Raw genomic sequence first — 23617 nt, 5'->3', positions numbered from 1 at the left:
GCTCCACGCTTCCTCCCCACGGTCGGTCGCCCTTCCGCAGTTGCGCTTCACTTCGCTCGCTGTGGCCAGCTCACGGGAGGACTTGCACCTCCAGGAGTGCGCCCGTGCCGGGCGCACAAAAAAGCCGGCCCTGAGGCCGGCAATCACCCGCTTATGCAGATCTACCTGAGTATTCCCGGCCGGCGCCTGGGCGACGACTGATGTATTCGAGGGGCCTGAATCCGATCAGGACAGGCTGTTGAATCCGGTTTCTCCGGCGTCTTTTGCCGCCTGTTCCCAATCGACACCTTCCTGGCGCAGGGCATCGATCAGTGTGGGGTCCAGCTGCTCCAGAAACGCCCGAAAATGGCGTTGGATAACACGGTCTGGAGAATGGGCCGTCACCCTGAGCAGTTCGAGGCATTCATCGGTGTCGGCCAGGTGGTAATGACGTCCGCCACGATGCCTGAAGTGGGATTCAAGCTGGTACAGGTGGTAAATACCGCCGGAGTTGAAGATGAGCCGATCCATTGGACACCTCCGCGCAGGCCAAGCGTCTCACACTCCGTTGCATCCCGACTGCTAACCGGTTCCCTTTATTTTCAATGTAGACCACAGGAAAGGAATTGGTAGGAGAAATCGGGGAAAGACTGCGGCCGGAACCGCAGTCTTGGTAAGAGGATCAGGACTGCTGCATCATCCCGGCCATCGCCATGATGCTGTCCCGATTTTCGACCAGCTCATCGAACTGCCCGGCCACCTTATCCGGATCCAGCCCCAGGCGCTCGAACAGAGCCGGATCCAGCGGTGCCGGCGCGCCCAGGTCGATGCCGCGCTCAATCAGCAGCGTGCGCCCCAGGTACAACAGCTGCGCGTACACGGCCAGCTCACCATCGAAGTCCGGATTCTTCTGGTTGCGCAGGGCCACAACCACCTCATCCGGCATGCCCCAGTTCTCCATCAACTGAGCGCCAATCTGCTCACGGGTGATGCCCAGGATATGCTGTTCGATCACGCTGGAGTCCAGGCAGGCATTGGCCTCCAGCGTGCGGCAGACCACCCGGAAATGCGGCGGGAAGACCTGGTTGAGTAACAGGTAGCCGAAATTGTGGAGCAGCCCTCCGAGGTAGGCCAGCCCGAAAGACGGCCGTTCGCCGCGGCGCATCATCGCCGACAGGACACCGGCCGCCTGGGCCTGCCAGATGGCCTGCTGCCAGTAGCCAATGTAGCCGTCGGGCTCGTCTTCGGGCGCTTTCAGCGCGCGGCCCAGCGACAGGCCCATGGCCAGGTTCATCACCAGCTCGAAACCGAGCACCCGCGACACCGCATCGTGCACCGAGCGAACCTGGCCGGCCGCGGCGTAGAAGGAAGAGGACGCCCAACTGACCACCTGGGCCGCCAGACTGGGGTCACTCTCGACAATATCCACCAGATCGTTCATCACCGCGTTGGGATTGACCCGCAGGTGAATGATCCGCTGTGCCGTTTCAGGCAATGGGGGCAGTTCCAGGGTGTCTTCGAGACGCTGGCGGATGCGCAGGTTGGTGAAGCGCTCCAGCGCGGAATGCAGCTGTTCGCGATCCCGCTGGGGCTCGGACAGGTTAACCTGAATCGAGGCCACCGGCGCGGTGACCGACAACCGCCGGGCCTCGGACGTCAGCCGACGGAATGCGTCGATTGGCATTTCCACCTGGGGGCCGCCCGGGGCATACGCCAGCGCGACAGATTCCAACTGCTCGACCGCCTCGTCCACCACAGTGGGCCAGCCGGTCAGGGATGGCAGTGCGGGAATCAACTGCACATCCAACCGTTCCCGGATACGCCGCAGCTCACGCCGGCTGATCACCCGCAGGTCCCGACCCAGCCGTTTGTTGAGGCGATTGATATCCAGCATATCCCCTTGCCGGCAGATCACCTGCAACTTGCCTTCGTAATCCTCCAGCGGCACCATCCGCAGCGTATTGGCGGCGTCCGGCGTCTCTACGATCTCGAAAAGTGGCGTACCCTGATTGCGCGATGCAGCCTGCAGGGCATCCCGAACTGCGATGGGCAGTTCCATGCTTACCCCCTGATAATGCTTATTTCTGGTCTTTGACGACATAGGGTCTCAGCCACTGAACGGTTCGAGGCGAGCCTGCGTTGCAGGAACACTGCCCCTCTAGACGTCCCCGTAACGAATACGTTCCCCCAGCCAGCGCCGGATCAGCGCATCCACACGCTGAGACTCATTCATCAGCGCCGGCGCCGCTTCCCGGATAATCGGTATCCAGCCCTTGTCGCGTTCAAAATCCGCCAGACGGAACTGCATCATACCAGTCTGACGGGTACCCAATACTTCGCCTGGCCCACGAATTTCGAGATCCTTCTCGGCAATCACAAAGCCGTCCTGGCTGTCCCGCAGAACCTGGAGGCGGGCCTTGCCGTTGCGGGACAGCGGGGGATGATACATCAGGACGCAGAAACTGGCCGCATGGCCACGCCCTACTCGCCCCCGCAACTGGTGCAGTTGGGCCAGACCCAGCCGTTCCGGATTCTCGATGATAATCAGCGAGGCATTGGGCACATCCACCCCCACCTCAATGACCGTCGTGGCCACCAGCAAATCCAGGACCCCCTCCTTGAACTGCTGCATGATCTCCGCTTTCTCGGCCGCCTTGAGCCGGCCATGGACCAAACCGACTTTCAGGTCCGGCAACCGGGACTTCAGATCGTCCGCCGTCACTTCCGCCGCCTGGCACTGCAACGCCTCGGATTCCTCGATCAGGGTGCACACCCAATACGCCTGGCGCCCGGCCCGGCAGGCCTCTTCCACACGACCGATGACCTCGTCACGGCGAGCATCGGCGATGGCGATGGTCTCGATCGGTTTGCGACCCGGCGGCAGTTCATCAATCAAAGATGTGTCCAGATCGGCGTAGGCGCTCATGGCCAGCGTACGCGGAATCGGCGTCGCCGTCATGATGAGCTGGTGTGGGGCCAGCCGGCCCTCGGCGCCTTTCTCTCGCAGGGCCAGACGCTGGTGGACCCCGAAGCGGTGCTGTTCATCCACGATCACCAATGCCAGGCGCTCGAACGCGACGTCGGCCTGGAACAGCGCGTGGGTACCGATCACAATCTGTGCCTCGCCGCCCGCCACGAGGTCCAAAGCCGCCTGCCTCGCCTTTCCCTTCACCTTGCCCGACAGCCAGACAGGCGACAGTCCCAGCGGCTCCAGCCAGGCGCTGAAATTGAGGTAGTGCTGTTCAGCCAGGATCTCGGTCGGCGCCATCAATGCCACCTGAGCCCCCGCTGCGATCGCCTGCAACGCGGCCAGAGCCGCCACCACCGTCTTGCCGGATCCGACGTCGCCCTGCACCAACCTCAGCATCGGCAGGGGTTGGCTCAGATCCTGTCGGATGTCCGACAGCACCCGTTCCTGGGCCGGGGTCAGCTTGAATGGCAGCTGGTCTCGGAAGCGGTCGTCGAGATCCCCTTGGGGCAAGAGCGCCAGGGCCTCCCGGGCCTGGATCTGTTGGCGCACCTGCAACAGGCTCATCTGGTGGGCCAGCAACTCTTCCATCACCAGACGCTGCTGCGCCGGATGCCGCCCTTCAACCAGCGCCGGTACCGGTGCGCCTGCCGGCGGCGCGTGCACCAGGTGCAATGCCTGGTTGAGTTCGGGCAGCTGGAAATCCGCCAGCAGGGATTCCGGCAGCCACTCCCGGACCGGATAGCGATCGAGGTATTTCAGTGCCTGCTGGCACAGGCTGCGCAGGCGCGGCTGCTGGATGCCGTCGGTCAGTGGGTAGACCGGGGTCAGTGTGGCCTGGTCCGGGGCCGGCATGGGTGGCGGGTTGATCTGGTATTCGGGGTGGTAGAATTCGAATCCGGCACGGCCGGGACGCACTTCACCAAAGCATCGGACCCGTGCCCCTTCGCTCAGCTGGTTCTTCTGGGAGGCGTTGAAATGGAAAAAGCGCAGGACCAGGAAACCGGAATCGTCGCGCATCGTCACCTGCAGGCTGCGTCGTCGGCCCATGACCAGGTCGGTCTTGACCACCTCGCCTTCCACCACGCCAACGTCCCCGACGTGGAGACTGCCGATGGGAATGACGCGGGTGCGATCCTCATACCGGTGCGGCAGGTGGAACAGCAGATCCTGCAGGTTGTGGATGCCCAGTTTCGCCAGAGTCCCTGCCAGCGCGGCGCCGACACCCTTGAGGGTGGTGACGCCAATCTCTTCCAGTGACGTCATGGGATCAGGCAGAGGCTGCGGTGACCGACAGGGCCCGATCCGTTTTTTCCATCACCCGGCACTGGCTCGCCGCCAGTGACAGCACATCGATCGCCTTGGGCCGAGGGAAGGTGACCCGCCAGGCCAGCGCCACGGTGCGGAAGGGGACGGGCGGCTTGAACGGCCGCACGGTCAGGATATCCTCCCGGTATTCCATGGCGGTCGCCGCCGACATGGGCAGAACCGTGATGCCGAGCCCCGAGGCCACCATATGACGAATGGTCTCCAGCGAGCTGCCCTCGGTCACCAGGGACGGGCGCGCCGCCGCACCGGAGGCGCGGGCCGCCATGGCATCTTCCAGCGGCGGGCAGGATTCCAGGACCTGGTCCCGGAAACAGTGGCCCGGACCGAGCAGCAACAGTTGTTCCTTGGCCAGCTGCTCGGCGGTCAGGAACTCTTCCCGGGTCAACGGGTGATCCGCCGGCAGCAGAACCACGAAAGGTTCATCATAGAGTGGTAGCGTCACCACTTCCGGTTCTTCGAAAGGCAGCGCAATGATGATGGCGTCCAGCTCCGACTGTCGCAGTTTCTTGCGCAGGTCCGAAGTGTAGCCTTCCTCGATAAACAGGGGCATGTCCGGCGCGGCACGCCGTAACTCCGGCAACAGGTGTGGGAACAGGTAGGGACCGATGGTGTAGATGGCACCGACCTTGAGCGGAGAATTCAGCTGGTTCTTGCCGTTCTGGGCGATATCCCGGATCACCCCGACCTGGTCCAGGACACGCTGGGCCTGCTCAATGATCTGAGAGCCCGTCTCCGTCACCCGAATGCTGCTCTTGCTGCGCTCGAACAGCGGAATACCCAGCTCATCCTCGAGTTTCTTCACCGCCACACTCAGGGTAGGCTGGCTGACATGGCAGCGTTCCGCGGCCCGGCCAAAGTGCTTCTCGCGGGCCAGGGTGACAATGTAGCGCAATTCGGTCAGGGTCATGGAATTACTCCGGGCAATCTGGACGCTCTCGATCGGGCGAATCAGGAAACACTTTAATGGCTTACAGCATAAGGATTGAGATTGACTATGGCAATCAGTGAACCACGCATTCTTGTGGCCGGCTGTGGCGCTCTGGGGAGCCGCATCGCCATAAACCTGGCCAGTGACGCCGTGGTGTTCGGCCTCAAGCGCCATACCGAAACGCTAACCCGGGACATCCTTCCGGTCAAAGCGGACCTGCAGGATCCGGCGACCCTTCGAGGCCAGCTGCCGCCTGAGCTGGACGCCGTCGTCTATTGCCTGACGCCCAACAGCTACGACGATGCCGGTTATGAAGCCGCCTTCGTACTGGGCCTGCAGAACCTCATCGAGGCGCTGAGAGCAGACGGACAGTCCCTCAATCGCCTGCTGTTCGTTTCCAGCTCCGGTGTGTATCACCAGAATGACGACAGCTGGGTGGACGAAACCAGCCCCACCGAACCGGAGCGTTTCAACGGCCGGCGCGTTCTGGAAGGCGAGCGGATGGCATTGGACGCTCCCTGGCCGGCGACCGTAATTCGCTACAGCGGCATTTATGGACCAACCCGTCAGCGCTTCCTGCAGTCGGTACTCACAGGGCGCCTTAACCCGACGTCACCGGGGCCCTACACCAACCGTATTCACGAAGAGGACGCCTCGGCGGCGGCCGCTCACCTGATTCGCCGCTCGCTGGCGGGCGACACGCTGGAAAACTGCTATCTGGGAACGGATTCCGAGCCGGTACGGATTGACGAGATTGCGGACTGGATTCGCACGCAGGCGAAATGCCCGGCGCCGGAAGGGGAAACGCAGGAAAGTCGTCGGGGCGGCAGCAAGCGTTTGAGCAACCGCCGCCTGCGGGACAGCGGCTTTACCTTCCGCTATCCCGACTTCAGGGCGGGCTATGGGGAAATGATTCGCCCGTCCTGAGCGATCAGCTCAGGACCATGACCGCGTCCATCTCCACCGGCACACCCTTGGGCAGGGCCGCCACACCGATGGCCGCGCGAGCCGGATACGGCTCCTGGAAATAGGTCGCCATGATTTCGTTGACGGTCGCGAAGTTACCCAGGTCCGTCAGGTAGATGTTGAGCTTGACGATATCCTGCAACTTGCCGCCGGACGCTTCGCAGACCGCCGCCAGGTTGTCGAATACGCGGCGGATGCTGACGCTGATGTCACCACTGACCACTTCCATGGTGGCCGGGTCCAACGGGATCTGGCCGGACAGGTAGACGGTGTCGCCTGCCTTGACCGCCTGGGAATAGGTACCGATGGCTTCCGGTGCGTTTTCTGTCTGAATTACGGATTTGTTGGTCATCGCTTTCTTGCCTCAATCGCCCCGGGCGAACGGGGCTTGCCAAAGGAAAAGGAGTGATCCTCACCGGGATCCGCGGTCCCTGTCAACCGGTAACGGGTCTTCGGTGAACGCGGCGAAGCCGTCAGGATAAGGGGCCGGAGAATCAGTGGCGAACCCGGCCGATGTGGGTCACCGCGCGAATGTTGCGCACCCGGCGCATGATCCGGGCCAGGTGCCGGCGGCCGTTGACGTGAACCACCAGACTGACGACGCTCAGCCGCGCATTCTGCTCTTCCACGTTGATGCGCTCGATATTGCCATCCGCCATGGACACCGCGCTGGCCAACTCGGCAATCACGCCCCGCTGGCGCTCCAGCTCCACGCGCAGCTCCACCGAGAACTCGTCGGTGATGTCCTTGGCCCATTTCAGATGGGTCAACGGAGAACGGTCGGCGCCCTTCTCGGGCAGCTTGCGGCAGGTATCGCTGTGGATCACCATGCCGGTGCCGGACTCCATCACACCCACCACGGGGTCGCCCGGAATCGGTTTGCAGCAGCTGGCAAAGCGAATGACCATGCCTTCGGTGCCGCGGATGGTGATCGTGCCTCGCCCATGATCGTCGGGCTGCAGGCTGACGACGCCCTGATCGGAAGCCGAAACGCTGTCCTGCGCCCCTTCGCCGGTACCGGACACCAGTTGGCGGGCGACGATGTAGGCCATGCGATTGCCCAGGCCGATGTCGCTGAGCAGGTCGTCAAAGCTGGACGCCTGGTTGTGGTCGCAGACCCGCTGGCGCTGATCGTCGCCGATATCGCCGAGTTTGTGACCAAAGCCGGCCAGGGATTTCTTGAGCAGGGTCTTGCCCAGTTCCAGCGACTCGGCCTTCTTCTGGTACTTGAGGAAATGGCGAATGCTGCTGCGTGCTTTGCCGGTCACCACAAAGCCGAGCCACGCCGGATTGGGCCGCGCGCCCGGGGCGGTGATGACCTCCACCGTCTGACCGCTCTGTAACGGCTGACTCAGGGAGCCCAGATTGCGATTGATACGGCAGGCCACGCAGGCGTTACCGATATCGGTGTGGATGGCGTAAGCAAAATCAATCGGCGTGGCGCCGGCCGGCAGCTCAAGGATCTTGCCCTTGGGCGTGAACACGTAGATTTCGTCCGGAAACAGGTCGACCTTGACGTTCTCGATGAATTCGAGCGAATCGTCGGTGCGCTCGCGCATCTCCATCAGCCCCTTGACCCAGCGATCCACCCGCCGCTGGCTGACTTCCAGCACCGACGAGTTGTCGTTCTTGTAGAGCCAGTGGGCGGCGATCCCGTTATTGGCGATGTGCTCCATTTCCTCGGTGCGGATCTGGATCTCGATGTTCACGTGCATCCCGAACAGCGTGGTGTGCAGGGACTGGTAGCCATTGGCCTTGGGCATGGCAATGTAGTCCTTGAAGCGTCCGGGAAGTGGTTTGTAGAGGCTGTGAACGGCGCCAAGGATGCGGTAACAGTCGTCGGTGGTGTCGGTGATGATGCGGAAGGCGTAGACATCCATGATTTCATGGAAGGATTTATGCTTGAACTTCATCTTGTTGTAGATGCTGTTCAGGTGCTTCTCACGCCCCATGATGCGGCCCGGCAGACCGCGCTCGTTCAGCTTTTCCTCCAGTCGCCCGCGAATCTCGTCGATGATTTCCCGGTGACTGCCGCGCAGCGTTTCCACCGCCTTGGAAATGTAGCGCGAACGCATCGGATACAGGAACGAGAACCCCAGATCTTCAAGCTCGGTACACAGACTGTGCATGCCCAGACGGTTGGCGATCGGCGCGTAGATGTCCAGGGTTTCGGTGGCAATGCGCCGGCGCTTCTCGAACGACATGTGGCCGAGGGTGCGCATGTTATGCAGCCGGTCGGCCAGCTTCACCAGGATCACCCGGATGTCCCGGGCCATGGCGAGGGTCATCTTCTGGAAGTTTTCGGCCTGGGCTTCAGCGCGGGAACGGAATTCGATCTGGGTCAGCTTGGAAACGCCGTCCACCAGGTCCGCGACGGCTTCGCCGAATTGCTCGGACAGCGCGTCCTTGGGAATTCCGGTGTCTTCGATGACGTCGTGCAGCATGGCGGCCATCAGGCTCTGGTGATCGAGCTTCATGTCCGCGAGGATATTGGCAACGGCGAGCGGATGGGTGATGTAGGGCTCACCCGAACGACGCATCTGGCCCTCGTGGGCTTGTTCGGCGTAATAGTAGGCCCTTCGCACCTGATTGATGCGAGGTGTATCGAGGTAGGTACTCAGCTGATCCGCCAGCGTATCGACGGATGTCATCGCCGCAGCCCCTGCTGACACTGCGCCTCCAGAGACGTTAGGGGAATGCCCGTTGTTCGAACCGGCCGATTCCGCATGAAACTCCGACAAAAAAACCCGAATGCATTACACCCGGGTCTTCCGTTGCCCTGCCAGGACCGTTCGCTTATAACGACCCTGTAGTCTCTACTATAAGAGCAGCAGCGCAGATTTCAATGCGACTGAGGACCTATTCCTCGTCATCCTGCTCGACGAGCGCCTTGTCCACTTTGCCTTCCGCGATTTCGCGCAGGGCGAGAACCGTCGGCTTGTCGTTTTCTTCCGGCACCATCGGCTCATGACCCTTGGTGGCGATCTGACGAGCCCGTTTGCTTGCCAGCATAACCAGTTCAAAGCGGTTATCGACGTGATCCAGACAGTCTTCAACAGTGACTCGTGCCATAAATTCCCCGAAAACGAAAATAATGTGATTGGATAACAGTTGCCCCGGCCCGGTTATCACGGGTCGCGCCGTCCGGAGCCGCCCTCAGGCAGACCGCGCAGTATAAACGGAAATGCTCAATTTGTATACGCCGAACCACCGGCCACCAGGTCGGCCAGCAGGTCCGCGTGGCGCTGTTCCTGAGCTTCAACGCGCAGCCGCTGGGTACGGACGATCGACAGCAGTTCCTCAAGTGCCACCTCGAAGTCATCGTTGACCACGAGATAGTCGAACTCCAAAGCGTGGCTGCACTCGTCAGCCGCTTCCTGCAGGCGACGCTCGATCACCTCCGGTGCATCCTGGCCGCGGCCGGTCAGGCGCTGGCGCAGGGTTTCCGGCGACGGCGGAACAATAAAGATGCTGACGCAATCCGGCAGCAGCCGGCGAACCTGTACGGCGCCCTGCCAGTCGATCTCCAGGATAACGTCCTCCCCTTTCAACAGGGTTTCCTCGACCCAGACCTGGGACGTGCCGTAGTAATTACCGAACACGTTGGCATGCTCAAGAAACTCGTCGCGGCCGATCATCGACTCGAACTCGTCCCGGCCGACGAAATGGTAGTTCACGCCATCCTGCTCGCCCTCCCGCATGGGGCGAGTGGTGTGGGACACAGAGACACGCAGACGTGCGTCTCGGGTCAGCATCTCCGCCACCAGGCTGGTCTTGCCAGCACCGGACGGTGCCGAAATCACATAAAGGGTGCCTTTTTCCGCAGCCTGGCTCATGGCATACAACTCCGGCAATCAAGATAACTGAATAAGAATAACGAGAGGCGCCGCATTATACGGAGATTGACGATCTTCGACACCTTTGACGGACCACGCGCCCTATTCGACGTTCTGAACCTGCTCCCGCATCTGCTCGATCAAGACCTTCAGGTTGACGGCGATACGGGTGACATCGGCATCGATGGACTTGCTGCTCAACGTGTTGGCTTCCCGGTTGAGCTCCTGCATCAGGAAGTCGAGCCGACGACCGATGGGCTTGCTTGACTTGAGGGTGTCGCGTACTTCGCTGACGTGGGCATCGAGGCGATCCAACTCCTCCGCCACGTCGGACTTCTGCGCCAGCATCACCATTTCCTGGGACAGGCGATCGGGATCGAGCTCCACCTGCGCCGCCGCAAAGCGATCCTTCAGATTCTGAGCCTGCTGCTCCAGCAGCTCCGGCATCCGTTGACGCACGACCGCCACCGACTCCGACATCTCGGTGAGGCGGTTGTCGAACAGCGGCTGCAGGCGCTCGCCCTCGCGTTCGCGGACCGAGACCAGCTCGTTGACGGCCTCCTCAAACAGGGTCTTGGCCGCCGTCTTCACGGGCGCCATATCCTGCTGCGCCGACTCCAGCACGCCCGGCCAGCGCAGGATATCGAGCGCGTTGATGTGGGCCGGGTTATCCAGGATCCGGTTGATCTGGTTGGCCGCTTCATTGACTTCCTCGGCCAGCGGCAGGTTCACTTCGAGCCCGCCGGCGACGTTCTCGGCCAGCTGCAGGCGCATGCCAATCTCGACCTTGCCGCGGCCGAGGCGCTGACGTAAGGATTCGCGGAAACCGTTCTCCAGTTCCCGCAGGATTTCCGGCAGCCGAAACGAGGGCTCCAGGTAGCGATGATTCACGGCCCGCATTTCGCAGGTCAGCGAGCCCCACTCCCCCTCAGTGTCTTTGCGCGCGAAGGCGGTCATGCTTCGGATCATGAAAACTCCGGACTGTCGTTGACGTTGATGTATTCTAGCAGCCTGTTCGCGGCAACCGCGAACGCTCTGCGTCGACGCCCCCGCCATGGTACACTGAGCGGCTTCTCAACTGCCCGACAACCGGCCCATGCGGCCTGTCCGGGCCAGATCCTTTCATTCAACCAATACAGGAATCGGTATGCGACCCAGTGGACGATCCCCTGAACAGACGCGCGACATCCGAATCACCCGTCACTACACCAAGCACGCGGAAGGTTCGGTCCTGATCGAGTTCGGTGACACCAAACTGATCTGCACGGCCTCGGTCGAGAACAACGTGCCCCGCTTCCTCAAAGGCGCCGGCAAAGGCTGGATTACGGCCGAATACGGCATGCTGCCCCGCTCCACCGGCAGCCGCATGGGGCGGGAAGCGGCCCGTGGCAAACAGGGTGGACGCACGGTCGAGATCCAGCGTCTGATCGGCCGCTCCCTGCGCGCCGCCGTCGACCTGAGCAAGCTGGGCGAGCACACCATTACCATCGACTGTGATGTGATCCAGGCCGATGGCGGCACTCGTACCGCGGCGATCACCGGCGGCTGCGTGGCCCTGGTCGACGCACTGAATCACCTGGTGGAAAAAGGCCGCCTGAAAGCCTCGCCGCTGGTACAGATGGTGGGCGCCATTTCCGTGGGCGTCTTTGACGGCACGCCGGTGGCGGACCTCGACTACGCCGAGGACTCCACGGCTGAAACCGACATGAACGTCATCATGACCGATCGCGGCGGTTTCATTGAAATTCAGGGCACTGCCGAAGGCGCGCCGTTCGATCGGGACGAGCTGGACAACATGCTGGCCCTGGCCAAGCAGAGCATCGAGCACCTGTTCGAACTGCAGAAGGCAGCGCTGGAGGGGTAACCAAAGCCCTCAACGCAAAAAGGCCAGCGATTGCTGGCCTTTTTTGTATCCGATCCCGATGGGAGTGAATCCCTCAGAACCCGATATCAATGTCGTAATCGATAATGACCGGGGCGTGGTCGGAAAAACGGGTCTCGTCGTCGATCCAGCCCGTAGTGATGGTCTTGCGGATGCCCGGCGTCGCCAGTTGGTAGTCCGTCCGCCAGCCGGCATGCTGGCGCCAGCCTTCGGCCCATTCCGGCCACCAGGTGAACTGATCCCCTTCCTTGTTGACTTCGCGGAAGGCGTCGACACAGCCCATTTCGTCAAACAGACGGTCCAGCCACGCACGTTCATGGGGCAGGAAACCGGACACATCCAGTTTGTGGTAACGCGGGCTGGTATCGGTAACATGATGCGCCGTCTGCAGGTTGGCGCAGAAGATAAACTGACGACGCTTGCGCAGGGTTTTCTGCATGTGCTGGCCGAACGCTTCCATGAAGTCGTCCTTGTGATCGAGCACCGTCAGATCGTTCTCGTCGCTGATCAGTTCTTCTTCCCGACCCAGTGCACTGGGTGCCAGGACGCAGGCCACGCTGACCTTGTCGAAATCCGCCTGGATAAAGCGGCCTTCCCGATCCGCCATTTCGTTGGCGAACCCATAAATAATGGCCTTGGGAAAATGACGGGTGTAGATGCCGACGCCGCCGTATTCCGTTTCCTCACCATCAATAAAATAGGCTTCATAGCCTTCGGGTACGTAGTGGGGATCATCAAATTCATAGACCCGCATGCGGTGATCCTGAACGCAGACCACGTCTGCATCCTGACCCGCCAGCCAGTCGAAAAAACCCCGGTCAATAGCCTGCGCAAGGCCGTTGACGCTGATTGATACTACCCGCATAGATGTTCCCTGAAACGTTTGTGTGTATGATACCGTTTTTACGCCGTTTTGAAAGAATCCAGCCCTTGCCATGCACGACTATCAACGCGATTTCATCGAATTTGCCATACGCCGTGACGTCCTCCGTTTCGGGGAGTTCACACTCAAGTCCGGACGCAGGAGTCCCTACTTCTTCAACGCTGGCCTGTTCAATACGGGGTCGGATTTGCTTCAGCTCGGGCGTGCCTATGCGTCTGCCCTGCAAAATAGCGGCCTGAATTATGACATTATCTTCGGGCCTGCCTATAAGGGCATTCCGTTGGCCGCCGCTACAGCCATGTCGCTGGCGGAAACCGGCGACGACCGGCCCTATGCGTTCAACCGCAAAGAGAAAAAAGATCACGGAGAGGGCGGCAACATTGTTGGCGCACCATTAAAGGGCAAAGTCCTGATTATCGACGACGTGATCACCGCCGGCACCGCCATTCGCGAGTCCATCGACATCATTCGTGACGCCGGTGCCGAACCGGCCGGCGTTCTGATCGCCCTCGACCGGCAGGAACGCGGCCAGGGTGAGCTCTCGGCCATCCAGGAAGTCGAGGCCGAATTCAACCTGCCGGTGGTCAGCATCATTCAACTGGATCAGGTCATCCGCTATCTCGCCGACCGGCCTGACTTCCAGGAAAACGCGCGCAAGGTGGCCGAGTACCGGGACCAGTACGGCATCTGATGATGGCGGCCGGGTGTCGTCCGGAAGCGGTGCAAACCGGTCAGCTACCATTTTTTACAATGCTTGCCGACAGGTCTGTTATGCTGCGGACATCCCGTGGAATACTGGCGCTGTAAACTGGTGAATCAAGCCTTTATGAAACACCTTCCGCAACTCGCGATTGCCGCCCTGCTTTGTACCGCCCTGGGGACTGCCCAGGCGGGTACCATGTATCGTTACAAAGACGATAACGGGCGGACCGTGATCAGCAATACCGTTCCTTCCGACGCTTCCAGGCGCGGCTATCAGATCCTCAACTCCCAGGGCCGCGTGGAAAAGACCGTTGATCCGGCGCCGACCGACGAGGAGATCGCCAAGCGCGCCAAACAACAGCAACAGGAACAACGCGCCGAGAGCCAGCGTGAAGCGGACGCCCAGCTACTGCGCACCTACAGCCACCCGGATGACGCCGTCCGCGCCCTGCGCCGCAAGCTGCAGGAGCTGCAGAGCCTGGTTCAACTCAAGCGCGGTAACATCGCTGTCCTGGACAGCCAGTTGCAGGAACAACAGAGCAAGGCCGCCGATCTGGAGCGCGCCGGTCGGGACGTCCCGGACAACCTGACCACCCGCATCGAACGACTGCAATCCCAGAAACGGGACATCGAGCAGGAAATCCGGCAACAGAACATGGAAACCGACCGGATCCGCCGCACCTTCGAGAACAAGATAGAGCGGCTGGAGACCCTGACCGGGGAGAAGCGCTCGCTGGAACTCACACCAAGCGACACCGCGGCCAACACCGACGCCCAGTAGCCGGACGGCTAATCTCCAGATACAAAAAAGGGTCGCTTGAGCGACCCTTTTTTGCAGAGCGATCCGTCAACCTCAGGCAGAGGCTGTCGCGGATTTCTTGGCCGTGCTGGTCTTGCGGGTCGTGGTCTTCTTGGCCGTGCTGGTGGTGGACTTCTTCACCGCCTTGGCCTGGTTGGAGACCTCGTCCGCCGCTTCGGATACGGACTCAGCGCCTTCGGCTGTTTCCTTCTCGATCTTCGCGACCAGATCCGCAGCAAAGCTGCCGACACGACTGTTCAGACTGCGCAGCTGAGTGAACAGGCTGCCGCTGTAATCGTCGTAGCGCTTACGCAGTGACTTCACGCTGTATTCGCGCGCTTCCGCTTCCAGCTTCTCGGCATACTCGAACGGCTTGGAAGCCAGCTTCTTCTGGCGCTCTTCAGCCGCGTTGATGCCCTTTTCCACAATCTCCTGGATCTGTTCCTGGTAACTTTTCAGTTTACCCATTTTGGTGCCTCTCCATTGCTTGTACGACTTGGTTGCGACTGGCGGCGGGTTGTTATCCCGCCAGGCCAATTTCATTAACAACACGGACAGTACGCACAAAAATTAGAATAATCATACTAAGCCGAAGATTGAGAGGACCGCCGCTAACCAACTGGCGTAAATACAACTTCCGGCGAAAAGTGAACGCCTGTTCAAAAAACCTACAAAATGTTCACTTGAGACGACGGGGACCATCCGCATAATGACCGCGATCGGATGTACGAGGATGGAGTCTTCTCCGCAGTGCCTCTTGAGGGGATTTTCATTAAGCGACGAAGGACGTCGTCGCAGAACAGTGAGTCGTCCCTAGAAAGAGAGCTCGCCCAAGCGGGCCATGTTCAATCAGCTAAGGAGCGCAATTTAGGCTCCAGAAACGTCAGGTATATCAATGAACTACACAACGCCAAGCCGGCCTCGGCACGTCCTTCTTTTGTCTTTCATTTTTGCGACCCTGTTTCTCACCGGCTGTAAGGGTGGCGGTTCTTCCTCGGATTCAGCTTACAAATCATCCTCGAACACCTCCGACAACGCGGTCGCGCTGAGCGAACCCCGTGAAGCCGCGACGTCCAATCTGCAATGGGCTGCCCCAGCCACACGCGCGGACGGGTCAAAGCTTTACGTGGGCGAGATCAGCGGCTATCGGATCTACTACAAGCTGAAGTACCAGGATGCGTATCAATCCATCAAAGTCAGCGGCTCAGACGAAACCAGCTTCCCGCTGAAAGACTTTGAACCGGGAGCCTATGAATTTGCCGTGTCCACAGTCGACACCGATGGCCTGGAAAGCCAGCCGTCACAGGTCATTGCGGTCAATATCATCTAACGGCCCCATCCCGACCGGTTAATCGACCGGTCGGGATGGCCAGCCCCCGAGAGTCTTCCGCTTTTTCACCACTGGAAGAGAATCCACTTGGGAACCACCAGCTGCGAACCATCCTGGCGTATAAATCCGCCCCCATCGGCCGGTACCAGGTAATAGACCGGTCCGACCTTCGGCTTCACTCGAATTTCCTTGAGCTCTCCGTTAACGCGGTACTCGTAGTACGTTGCCTCTTTCCCCGGCCGGATCACCACTTCCGGGGCATCCGCCGATGGCTGGTATTCCGAGGCCCGAACCGGAGCCTGTTGCTGCGGCTGTTCTTCCTCGGCCTGGACCTGGGCACTTAATACAGCGGCCATGGCGGCCACCAGCAGGGCGATTGGTTTTTTCATGTTAACCTTATGTTCCTTAACGGCTTGACGCTTGGGGCGCCCTGAAATCAAGGCTCCCCCAGCAGATTTGCACAACACAGCGATCTTCACAACCAGATTCCGGAATCCCGCACCTATGAGCCAGAAGCAGACGCCCCCAGTCGTTCTCGTCGACGGATCCTCCTACCTGTTCCGCGCCTTTCACGCCCTGCCGCCCTTGACCACGAGCAAGGGCCAGCCCACCGGAGCGATCAAGGGGGTCATCAGCATGCTGCGCCGGCTCGACCAGGATTTCCCCGGCTCCAAGGTCGTTGTGGTCTTCGACGCCAAGGGCAAGACGTTCCGCCATGATCTCTACGAAGACTACAAGGCGAATCGCCCGCCCATGCCGGAAGACCTGGCCACCCAGATCGCGCCGATCCACGAGATCATCCGCGCCATGGGGCTGCCGCTACTGATCGTGCCCGATGTGGAGGCGGACGACGTGATCGGCACCCTGGCGTACGAGGCCACGGACAAGGGTGTGGACGTGGTGATTTCCACCGGCGACAAGGACATGGCCCAACTGGTCAGCGATCACGTCACTCTGATCAACACCATGACCGAAACCGCCATGGACCGGGATGGCGTGGCCGACAAGTTCGGCATCGCCCCGGAGCAGATTATCGACTACCTGGCCCTGGTGGGCGACAAGGTGGACAACATTCCCGGTGTCGACAAATGCGGCCCCAAGACCGCCGTCAAATGGCTCCAGCAGTATGACACCCTGGACAACCTGATCGAGCACGCCGACGAGATCAAGGGCAAGATCGGCGAGAACCTGCGCAACGCCCTTGAGCAGCTGCCCCTGAGCAAGGAGCTGGCCACGATCAAGACCGATGTGGATCTGGAATTCGGCATCCAGGACGTCAAGCCGGACGACACCGACCGCGAAAAGCTGCTGGCGCTGTTCAAGGAGTACGAATTCAAGACCTGGATCGCCGAGCTCAGTGACAATGGCGACGAATCAGCGGACGACGACACGACGCCGGACGCGCCGGAAAAACGCTACAGCGTCATCACCGACCAGGGCGAGTTCGACGATTGGGTCAAACGCCTGAAGAAAGCCGACCTGTTTGCCTTCGACACCGAGACCACCAGCCTGAACTACAGCAGCGCCGAAGTGGTCGGTGTTTCCTTTGCCATCGAACCGGGCGAAGCCGCCTACGTGCCGTTTGGCCACGACTACATGGGCGCCCCCGATCAGCTGCCCCGCGACACGGTGCTGGGCGCGCTCAAGCCGCTACTGGAAGACCCCAAACAGAAGAAGGTCGGGCAGAACCTCAAGTACGACAAGAACGTGCTCGCCAACCACGACATCACGCTGGAGGGCATCGCCGAGGACACCATGCTGGAGTCCTACGTCCTCAATTCCACCGCGTCGCGCCACGACATGGACAGCCTGGCCCTGAAGTATCTGGGCGAGGCGACGATCTCGTTCGAGTCGATTGCCGGCAAAGGCGCGAAACAGCTGACTTTCAACCAGATTGATCTGGAACAGGCCGGGCCGTATGCCGCCGAGGATGCCGACATCACCCTGCGGCTGCACCAGACCTTGCGACCGCGTCTGGCGAAGGAAGGCCGCCTGGAAGCCGTCTACGCCGAGATCGATATGCCGCTGGTGCCGGTCCTGTCGCGCATGGAACAACGGGGCGTAATGATCGACACCGCCACTCTCAAGCGCCACAGCCAGCAGTTGGCCGAACGCATGGCCGAGCTGGAAAAGGCCGCCCACGAGGAAGCCGGAGAAACCTTCAACCTCGGCTCGCCCAAGCAATTGCAGGCGATTTTCTACGAGAAGCTGGGACTGCCGGTGGTCAAGAAAACGCCCAAGGGCGCGCCGTCCACCGCGGAGCCGGTCCTGCAGGAGCTGGCTCACGACTACAAGCTGCCGCACCTGATCCTGGAGCACCGCAGCCTGAGCAAGCTCAAGTCCACTTACACCGACCGGCTCCCGGAAATGGTCAGCCCGCGGACGGGTCGCGTGCATACGTCCTATCACCAGGCCGTCGCGGCCACCGGTCGCCTGTCATCGTCCGAGCCCAACCTGCAGAACATCCCGATCCGCACCGAGGAAGGCCGACGCATCCGCCAGGCGTTCGTGGCGCCGGACGGCTACAAGCTGGTCGCGGCCGACTACTCACAGATCGAACTGCGCATCATGGCCCACCTGTCCGGTGACGAAGGCCTGCTCAAAGCCTTTGCGGACGGCAAGGACATCCACAAGGCCACGGCCGCCGAGGTGTTCGGCACCACGACCGACAACGTCACCTCGGACCAGCGGCGCAGCGCCAAGGCGATCAACTTCGGCCTGATCTACGGCATGTCCGCCTTTGGCCTGTCCCGACAGCTCGGCGTCGAACGCAAGCTGGCCCAGGAATACATCGACCTGTATTTCCACCGCTACCCGGGCGTGCGCCAGTACATGGACGATATCCGCAAGCAGGCTCACGACCAGGGCTACGTCGAGACCCTGTATGGCCGGCGCCTCTATCTGCCGGAGATCAATGCCAAGAACAAGCAGATGCAGCAGGCCGCCGAACGCACCGCCATCAACGCGCCCATGCAGGGCACGGCTGCCGATATCATCAAGAGAGCGATGGTAGCCGTTGAAGACTGGCTGCTGGACGCGCACGCCAAGGACGCCCGCATGGTCATGCAGGTCCACGACGAACTGATCCTGGAAGTGAAGGAGTCGGCCCTGGACAAGGTCACCCAGGGCCTGACCGAGCGCATGTCCAATGCGGCTGAACTGAGTGTGCCGCTGCTGGTGGAAGCCGGCGTGGGGGACAACTGGGATGAGGCTCACTAGGCCTCACCCCTGTTCAAACCGGGGTTAGTAGGTGTAACGCAGGCTCGCCAGTACCTGGCGGGTCTGCCCGGCGTAGCCGTAGGCCGTGACCGCTTCCTGATCCAGCAGGTTGCTGACTTTCAGGCCCAGGTTCAGTGCCTCGGTCGCGGCATAGCCCAGGCTGAGGTTGGCCACCACATAACCGGGCACGTGTGCGTCCCCCGCCGCCGTATCGATGGAATCGGTACGACCCAACAATTCCAGGTTGACTTCGGTCGGGCCAAACGTACGGCTGCCCGCCAGGCGGCCATTCCACTTGGGACGACGCCCTAACGGATCCCCGGTCTCGTCATCGGTTGCCCGGGTGTAGCCGGCGCCGGCTTCCAGCGACCAGCCAATACCGGTGTAGGCCAGGCTAAGCTCGCTCCCCTTCGCCGTGGCCTTCCCCACGTTGTAAGGCACATACAGGGAATCCAACACCACCAGATCGTCGAAATTGGTGCGATAGAACGACAGCTCGTAGCTCAGACGCCCGGCACTGCCCTTCATACCCACTTCATAGGTTTCCGAGGTCTCGGCTTTGAGATCCGGGTTTGCCCCGAACGGGGAATACAGATCGTTGAAATTCGGCGCCTTGAAGCCCGTTCCGTAGCTCACATAAGGCATGACCACTTCGCTGAGCATATAGCCCACTGACAGTGCCCCGGTGGTTTCCTCGCCATACGCTTCGTTATCGTCGTAACGGGCGGAGGCTTCCACATGCAGCGGCTGGTTCAGGGTCTGCCACTGGGCGAAGGCGGCGTTGTTATAACGGGAATCCTCAGTGTAGTCGGTGGAGGCATCCACCGACTCATCGATGCGCTCGACGCCCAGCGTCAGCAACTGGTAGTCCGTCAGCTCGATATCGCTTTGCAGCAGGTACTGCTGACGTTTGGTTTCGTAGTCGTAGTAAGGCGACAGATTGATGTGATTCTCGTTGGTCTCACGACCGAATCCCACCTGGCCGTGCAGGCTGACCCGGTCAGAGACCGAATAATCCGCAAACACACGGCCGGACTGCTGGATAAACTCGTTCCAGTAGCGCTGATCACTGGTACTGTAACGGCTTCCATCGTCGTAATCGTTCTCGCCCTGGGCATGCATCAGGTTGAGGCCCAGCGAGAGGTCGTCGGTCACCTGCTGATCGAGGCTGGCACTGACGGACTTGCTGGTAAAACCATCGTCGTCGCGCTGGTTACTCGCCGGCTGCGAGTCGACGCCATCGGTATCGTAAAGTGACGCTGACAGGCTGTAGCGCGTGTCGCCGGCCGTACCCGAGAAGTGTTGCGTCAGCCGTGCCGTACCATTGTTGCCGGCACTGACTTCCGAGATCGCTTCGGGATCCAGCGTGCCGCGGCGGGTGAAGATCTGGATCACGCCACCAATGGCTTCCGAACCATACAGGCTGGAGCGCGGTCCGCGAACCACTTCGATGTGGTCCACCAGGGCCAGCGGAATATTTTCCAGCTGCGCCGTCCCGGCCGTTGCGCCACCCACCTTCATACCATCAACCAGCACGAGAACGTGATCCGAGTTGGAGCCGCGGATAAAGACGCTGGACTGTTTGCCGGCGCCCCCCGTATCCGTAACGGACACACCCGGAACCGAACGCAGAACATCCTGCACCGATGTGGCCGTGCTGCGTTCAATATCCTCGCGACTGATCACGGTCACCGAAGCGTTGGTCTCGTCCACGGTCTGCGCTGTCCGCGTCGGCGTGACGACGATGGGATTCAGGGTTTCGGCCGACAAACCGGGGGCCAAACAGCCTACGATCAGGCCCAGGGTCAGGTTCGAAGTCATTCTCACGGGTGTGCGCCCTCAACAGAAAACAGGAGTACCCGGTGAGAAGAGGGCGGGAGCGGTTCCGACAGACAGGGAGCTGGAGGGACCACCGGTGAAGCCCTCCGCTACACCGCATGCGACGTGCCGCGCTTCACAGGAAGCGCCACACTGGGCAGACGGCCGGTCTCCGGGCTCATGGCATTCCAGTCTGGCTGGAGATCAGATACGCCTTCCCGGATCTCGGGATCCAGTGGCCATGTACCTGTCATTACCATTTACCGTTGCGGGGGCAGCCCTGGGATTGCACCAGGTTCCCGTTTCACTCGCCGTGCGAGCACCGCCTGCTGATCGTTCTTGATGACAACGCTGTCATCTTTCTGGCGGGCACTCTATGCCCAGAACCCCCTCAGGTCAATGTCGGGCACGAGGCCTTTCGCTATTGGCGTGCACCTTAAACGAACACCGCGTTATATCAGTGCATTTTGCATCTTCACGGATTGATCACGACCCTTTTAAATCAAGCATTTAGTTTCCGGCACAATTTTAGCTTGCGTCCTATCGTCGAAAACGGGATGTCGTGACACATCCGAACCTGATCACGATGTAGTGGCCACGGTGCCGATAAACCGGGCACCCACTGAATGAGGTAACGACCATGATGACGCTAGCACCAGAACGCAATTGGTTGCTGGATCGCGGGCTGCTCAAGCTCGTCCATCAGTGCCGCAAGCTGATCCTGGCGGAATTCGGCGTTAAGCTTCACCTGACCGACGACCACCTGGAAGACCGCCTGGCGGACTACGCCGAAAAGTCACGTTCCAATCACCTGGCCCGAACCTGGAACGAACTTCGCCAACACCTGCCTGACGCCGGTGACAGCGACACCCAACGCCGGATGTACCGGGGACAGGAACTGGCCGAACCGGCCCCTCCGGCTGAAAAAGAGGCAACCGAGGACAGCGGGCGGACGCGGACGATCACCTACCGCGGCCGCAAGGTGGAAGTGCCGGCCTGATCCGACCGGCTGCATCAACAGCACCGCCCCACGTCACTTACGATGCCGAGCGTGGTACCCAGAGGGCACGGGCGCCCTCACCCACCCGTTCCACTGGATGGTTGAAGACCCGGGCCAGGCACTCTTCGGTCAACATGGCCGATGCCGGGCCGGCGTCGTGACCGCCATCGGGGTAGAGCAACAGGATGCGATCGGCGTGGCGTGCAGCCAGATTGATGTCGTGCACGGACATGAACACCAGCCGGCCTGAGTCATGGGCCAGCGTCTGGACCTGCGCCATAAGACGCGCCTGGTGACGCAGATCCAGGTGGTTGGCCGGCTCGTCCAGCAGCAGCACCCCGGGATCCTGGGCCAGCAACGTCGCCAGGGCCACCCGCCGCTGCTCGCCGCCTGACAGCTGGTCCACTCGTGCACTGGCCAGCGCCTCCAGACCACACGCCTGGATCGCCGCCTCGATGAACGGCGTATCCGAAGCCCCGAGTGCCTGCCAACCCTGCCGATGGGCATAGCGTCCGGCACTGACCGCTTCGGTGACCGTGAATGGAAAGTCCAGCCGGGCCTGCTGTAGCAACAAGCCGATACGGCGGGCCAGCAACTTGCGCGGGCAACGCCGGATATCCACACCGTCAACACAGACCCGGCCGGCAACCACCGGCAACAGGCCCGCCAGGGTCAGCAGCAGTGACGACTTGCCAACACCGTTCTCGCCGAGAACCGCCCAGACCTCGCCGGCTTCCGCTCGCAGATCCAACGGCTGGGCCAGGGCTTTGCCGGCCCGCCCAAAGGCCAGAGCATCCAGTTGCAAAGAAGCCATCTAGCTGTCCCCCCGGCGTCGCAAGAGATACAAGAACAACGGCACCCCAACCGCCGCCGTCAGCACGCCCACGGGCAACTGCCGCGGCGCGATCAGGGTCCGCGCGAAGGTATCCGCCAGCATCAGCAGTGCGCCGCCGGCCAACAGGCTGGCAGGCACCAGCCGCCGATGCCCGGCTCCCAGCCACTGGCGCATGAGATGAGGCACGACCAGACCGACAAAACCGATGGGCCCGGCCAGGGTCACGGCACAGGCGGTGAGGAACGACGCGGTGATGTAACAGACCGCCCGCAGACGATGAATTTCCACCCCCAGCACCGCCGCCTGGTCATCGCCACGGGCCAGCAGATCCAGCGCCGGCGCCATCATCCAGGCCGCCAATAGCGCCAGCGCCAGGACCGGCAGCCCCCACCAGGGCGCCACCGGCCTGGAGAGATCCCCCATCAGCCAGAACAGCATCCCCCGCAGAGACTGGTCCGGTCCGAGCACCAGCAGCAGACTGATGCAGGCTCCCCAGCCGGCGGCAATCACCACGCCGGTAAGCAGGAGCCGATCGCCGCGACCATAGCCGCGACCGCCGCCCAGCAGGAAAACCAGCAGCATGCTGGCCAGACTGCCCACAAAGGCACTCCCGGACACCCACCAGGCTTGCAACCCCAGCGTAATGGCACCAAGTGCCGCGACCGCGGCCCCGCCGGAAATGCCCAGCACGTAGGGCTCCGCCAATGGATTGCGCAACAGCACCTGCATCAGCACACCGGCCAGTGCCAACATGCCGCCCACCACGAAGGCCGCAACGGCTCGCGGGAGGCGAAGGTCATAGAGAATGGCGGTCTGCCATTGGGGAGCATCGCCCGCGATTACGCCCAACGGATTGAAACTGGCCGATCCCCAGCCGAGTGCGAGGCCGAACAGCACCACATTGAGAGCCAGCAGGATTGGTAGCCAGAGACTTGAAAGCCGCACGATTCACCCGGACAACGAAAGGACCCCGAGTATAGCGGTCAGGCGCAAAGGGGTTAAGCGGGAAGACGGGAATCGGGATAGGGGGGAGCCTTCTGGCTCCGCCCCTCCCACACCACCCGGCAAGCGGGTCCGCACCGGGCGGTTCGAGAAGTTGAGGTTTACGAGAGACGCGGCACGCCTAACCGGTCGAAGTGGGCC

Annotated in this window: 22 protein-coding genes and 1 riboswitch; of the genes, 7 read left to right on the top strand and 15 right to left on the bottom strand. The window is 61.4% G+C overall.

Annotated elements, in window-relative coordinates; genetic code table 11:
* Nucleotides 1–225 precede the first annotated feature (225 nt).
* The 4 genes from EB809_RS20480 to EB809_RS20465 form a co-directional block, all read right to left on the bottom strand.
* Nucleotides 226–510, bottom strand: coding sequence for a hypothetical protein (locus EB809_RS20480; RefSeq protein WP_123636716.1), 285 nt, complete (start codon nt 508–510; stop codon nt 226–228).
* 151 nt (nt 511–661) lie between these two features.
* Nucleotides 662–2038: an aminoacyl-tRNA deacylase and HDOD domain-containing protein gene (locus EB809_RS20475; protein WP_123636715.1), complete on the bottom strand. Its 1377-nt coding sequence runs from the start codon at nt 2036–2038 to the stop codon at nt 662–664.
* 99 nt (nt 2039–2137) lie between these two features.
* Nucleotides 2138–4213: an ATP-dependent DNA helicase RecG gene (recG, locus tag EB809_RS20470; RefSeq protein ID WP_123636714.1), complete on the bottom strand. Its 2076-nt coding sequence runs from the start codon at nt 4211–4213 to the stop codon at nt 2138–2140.
* A 4-nt stretch (nt 4214–4217) separates the two neighbouring features.
* Nucleotides 4218–5183, bottom strand: a complete 966-nt coding sequence (locus EB809_RS20465) for a hydrogen peroxide-inducible genes activator (protein WP_123636713.1) — start codon at nt 5181–5183, stop codon at nt 4218–4220.
* A gap of 87 nt (nt 5184–5270) precedes the next feature.
* Here EB809_RS20465 and EB809_RS20460 point away from each other — a divergent pair, with 87 nt between their 5' ends.
* On the top strand, nt 5271–6131 hold the full coding sequence (locus tag EB809_RS20460) for an NAD-dependent epimerase/dehydratase family protein (RefSeq protein WP_123636712.1): 861 nt from the start codon (nt 5271–5273) through the stop codon (nt 6129–6131).
* Nucleotides 6132–6135: 4 nt separating this feature from the next.
* Here EB809_RS20460 and EB809_RS20455 read toward each other — a convergent pair whose 3' ends face one another.
* From EB809_RS20455 to EB809_RS20435, 5 genes are all read right to left on the bottom strand, one after another.
* The gene (locus EB809_RS20455) at nt 6136–6522 is read right to left on the bottom strand and encodes a RidA family protein (protein WP_123636711.1); all 387 of its coding nucleotides are present in this window, start codon (nt 6520–6522) and stop codon (nt 6136–6138) included.
* Nucleotides 6523–6664: 142 nt separating this feature from the next.
* A complete protein-coding gene (locus tag EB809_RS20450; RefSeq protein ID WP_123636710.1) occupies nt 6665–8821 on the bottom strand; it encodes a RelA/SpoT family protein in 2157 nt (718 codons plus the stop codon).
* 208 nt (nt 8822–9029) lie between these two features.
* Nucleotides 9030–9242 carry a DNA-directed RNA polymerase subunit omega gene (gene rpoZ, locus EB809_RS20445; RefSeq protein WP_123636709.1) on the bottom strand — a complete coding sequence of 71 codons (213 nt, stop codon included), beginning with the start codon at nt 9240–9242 and terminating at the stop codon, nt 9030–9032.
* Between the two features lie 116 nt (nt 9243–9358).
* Nucleotides 9359–10006, bottom strand: coding sequence for a guanylate kinase (gmk, locus tag EB809_RS20440; RefSeq protein ID WP_123636708.1), 648 nt, complete (start codon nt 10004–10006; stop codon nt 9359–9361).
* Nucleotides 10007–10108: 102 nt separating this feature from the next.
* The gene (locus EB809_RS20435) at nt 10109–10975 is read right to left on the bottom strand and encodes a YicC/YloC family endoribonuclease (RefSeq protein ID WP_123636707.1); all 867 of its coding nucleotides are present in this window, start codon (nt 10973–10975) and stop codon (nt 10109–10111) included.
* A 178-nt stretch (nt 10976–11153) separates the two neighbouring features.
* Between EB809_RS20435 and rph the strand changes: the two genes are divergently transcribed.
* Nucleotides 11154–11870: a ribonuclease PH gene (rph, locus tag EB809_RS20430; RefSeq protein WP_123636706.1), complete on the top strand. Its 717-nt coding sequence runs from the start codon at nt 11154–11156 to the stop codon at nt 11868–11870.
* A gap of 73 nt (nt 11871–11943) precedes the next feature.
* On the opposite strand, the gene EB809_RS20425 is transcribed toward rph, so the two are convergent.
* Nucleotides 11944–12753, bottom strand: a complete 810-nt coding sequence (locus EB809_RS20425) for an exodeoxyribonuclease III (RefSeq protein WP_123636705.1) — start codon at nt 12751–12753, stop codon at nt 11944–11946.
* A gap of 70 nt (nt 12754–12823) precedes the next feature.
* Here EB809_RS20425 and pyrE point away from each other — a divergent pair, with 70 nt between their 5' ends.
* Both pyrE and EB809_RS20415 read left to right on the top strand, forming a co-directional pair.
* Nucleotides 12824–13462 (top strand): orotate phosphoribosyltransferase, encoded by a 639-nt coding sequence (gene pyrE / locus EB809_RS20420; protein ID WP_123636704.1) that lies wholly within the window; start codon nt 12824–12826, stop codon nt 13460–13462.
* Between the two features lie 135 nt (nt 13463–13597).
* On the top strand, nt 13598–14254 hold the full coding sequence (locus EB809_RS20415) for a DUF4124 domain-containing protein (protein ID WP_123636703.1): 657 nt from the start codon (nt 13598–13600) through the stop codon (nt 14252–14254).
* A gap of 72 nt (nt 14255–14326) precedes the next feature.
* On the opposite strand, the gene EB809_RS20410 is transcribed toward EB809_RS20415, so the two are convergent.
* Nucleotides 14327–14740: a hypothetical protein gene (locus tag EB809_RS20410; protein WP_123636702.1), complete on the bottom strand. Its 414-nt coding sequence runs from the start codon at nt 14738–14740 to the stop codon at nt 14327–14329.
* Between the two features lie 427 nt (nt 14741–15167).
* On the opposite strand from EB809_RS20410, the gene EB809_RS20405 reads away from it, so the two are divergent.
* Nucleotides 15168–15602, top strand: a complete 435-nt coding sequence (locus tag EB809_RS20405) for a fibronectin type III domain-containing protein (protein WP_123636701.1) — start codon at nt 15168–15170, stop codon at nt 15600–15602.
* Nucleotides 15603–15667: 65 nt separating this feature from the next.
* Here the strand turns inward: EB809_RS20405 and EB809_RS20400 are convergent, their stop codons facing one another.
* Nucleotides 15668–15991, bottom strand: a complete 324-nt coding sequence (locus EB809_RS20400; protein ID WP_123636700.1) for a DUF2782 domain-containing protein — start codon at nt 15989–15991, stop codon at nt 15668–15670.
* 115 nt (nt 15992–16106) lie between these two features.
* Between EB809_RS20400 and polA the strand changes: the two genes are divergently transcribed.
* Nucleotides 16107–18821, top strand: a complete 2715-nt coding sequence (polA, locus tag EB809_RS20395) for a DNA polymerase I (protein ID WP_123636699.1) — start codon at nt 16107–16109, stop codon at nt 18819–18821.
* Between the two features lie 24 nt (nt 18822–18845).
* Here polA and EB809_RS20390 read toward each other — a convergent pair whose 3' ends face one another.
* Nucleotides 18846–20642: a TonB-dependent receptor domain-containing protein gene (locus EB809_RS20390; RefSeq protein WP_223808064.1), complete on the bottom strand. Its 1797-nt coding sequence runs from the start codon at nt 20640–20642 to the stop codon at nt 18846–18848.
* A 142-nt stretch (nt 20643–20784) separates the two neighbouring features.
* Nucleotides 20785–20981: riboswitch (cobalamin riboswitch) on the bottom strand.
* 298 nt (nt 20982–21279) lie between these two features.
* On the opposite strand from EB809_RS20390, the gene EB809_RS20385 reads away from it, so the two are divergent.
* Nucleotides 21280–21639, top strand: coding sequence for a hypothetical protein (locus EB809_RS20385; RefSeq protein ID WP_123636697.1), 360 nt, complete (start codon nt 21280–21282; stop codon nt 21637–21639).
* Nucleotides 21640–21676: 37 nt separating this feature from the next.
* On the opposite strand, the gene EB809_RS20380 is transcribed toward EB809_RS20385, so the two are convergent.
* Together EB809_RS20380 and EB809_RS20375 are read right to left on the bottom strand one after the other, a co-directional pair.
* Nucleotides 21677–22453 carry an ABC transporter ATP-binding protein gene (locus EB809_RS20380; protein WP_123636696.1) on the bottom strand — a complete coding sequence of 259 codons (777 nt, stop codon included), beginning with the start codon at nt 22451–22453 and terminating at the stop codon, nt 21677–21679.
* The gene (locus EB809_RS20375; RefSeq protein WP_223808063.1) at nt 22454–23419 is read right to left on the bottom strand and encodes a FecCD family ABC transporter permease; all 966 of its coding nucleotides are present in this window, start codon (nt 23417–23419) and stop codon (nt 22454–22456) included.
* Nucleotides 23420–23617 lie beyond the last annotated feature (198 nt).

It is taken from the genome of Marinobacter sp. R17 (assembly GCF_003789045.1).
Classification (GTDB): domain Bacteria; phylum Pseudomonadota; class Gammaproteobacteria; order Pseudomonadales; family Oleiphilaceae; genus Marinobacter_A; species Marinobacter_A mangrovi.
The sequence above is the reverse complement of the archived record's forward strand: the minus strand, read 5'-3'. Positions and strand labels throughout refer to the sequence as shown.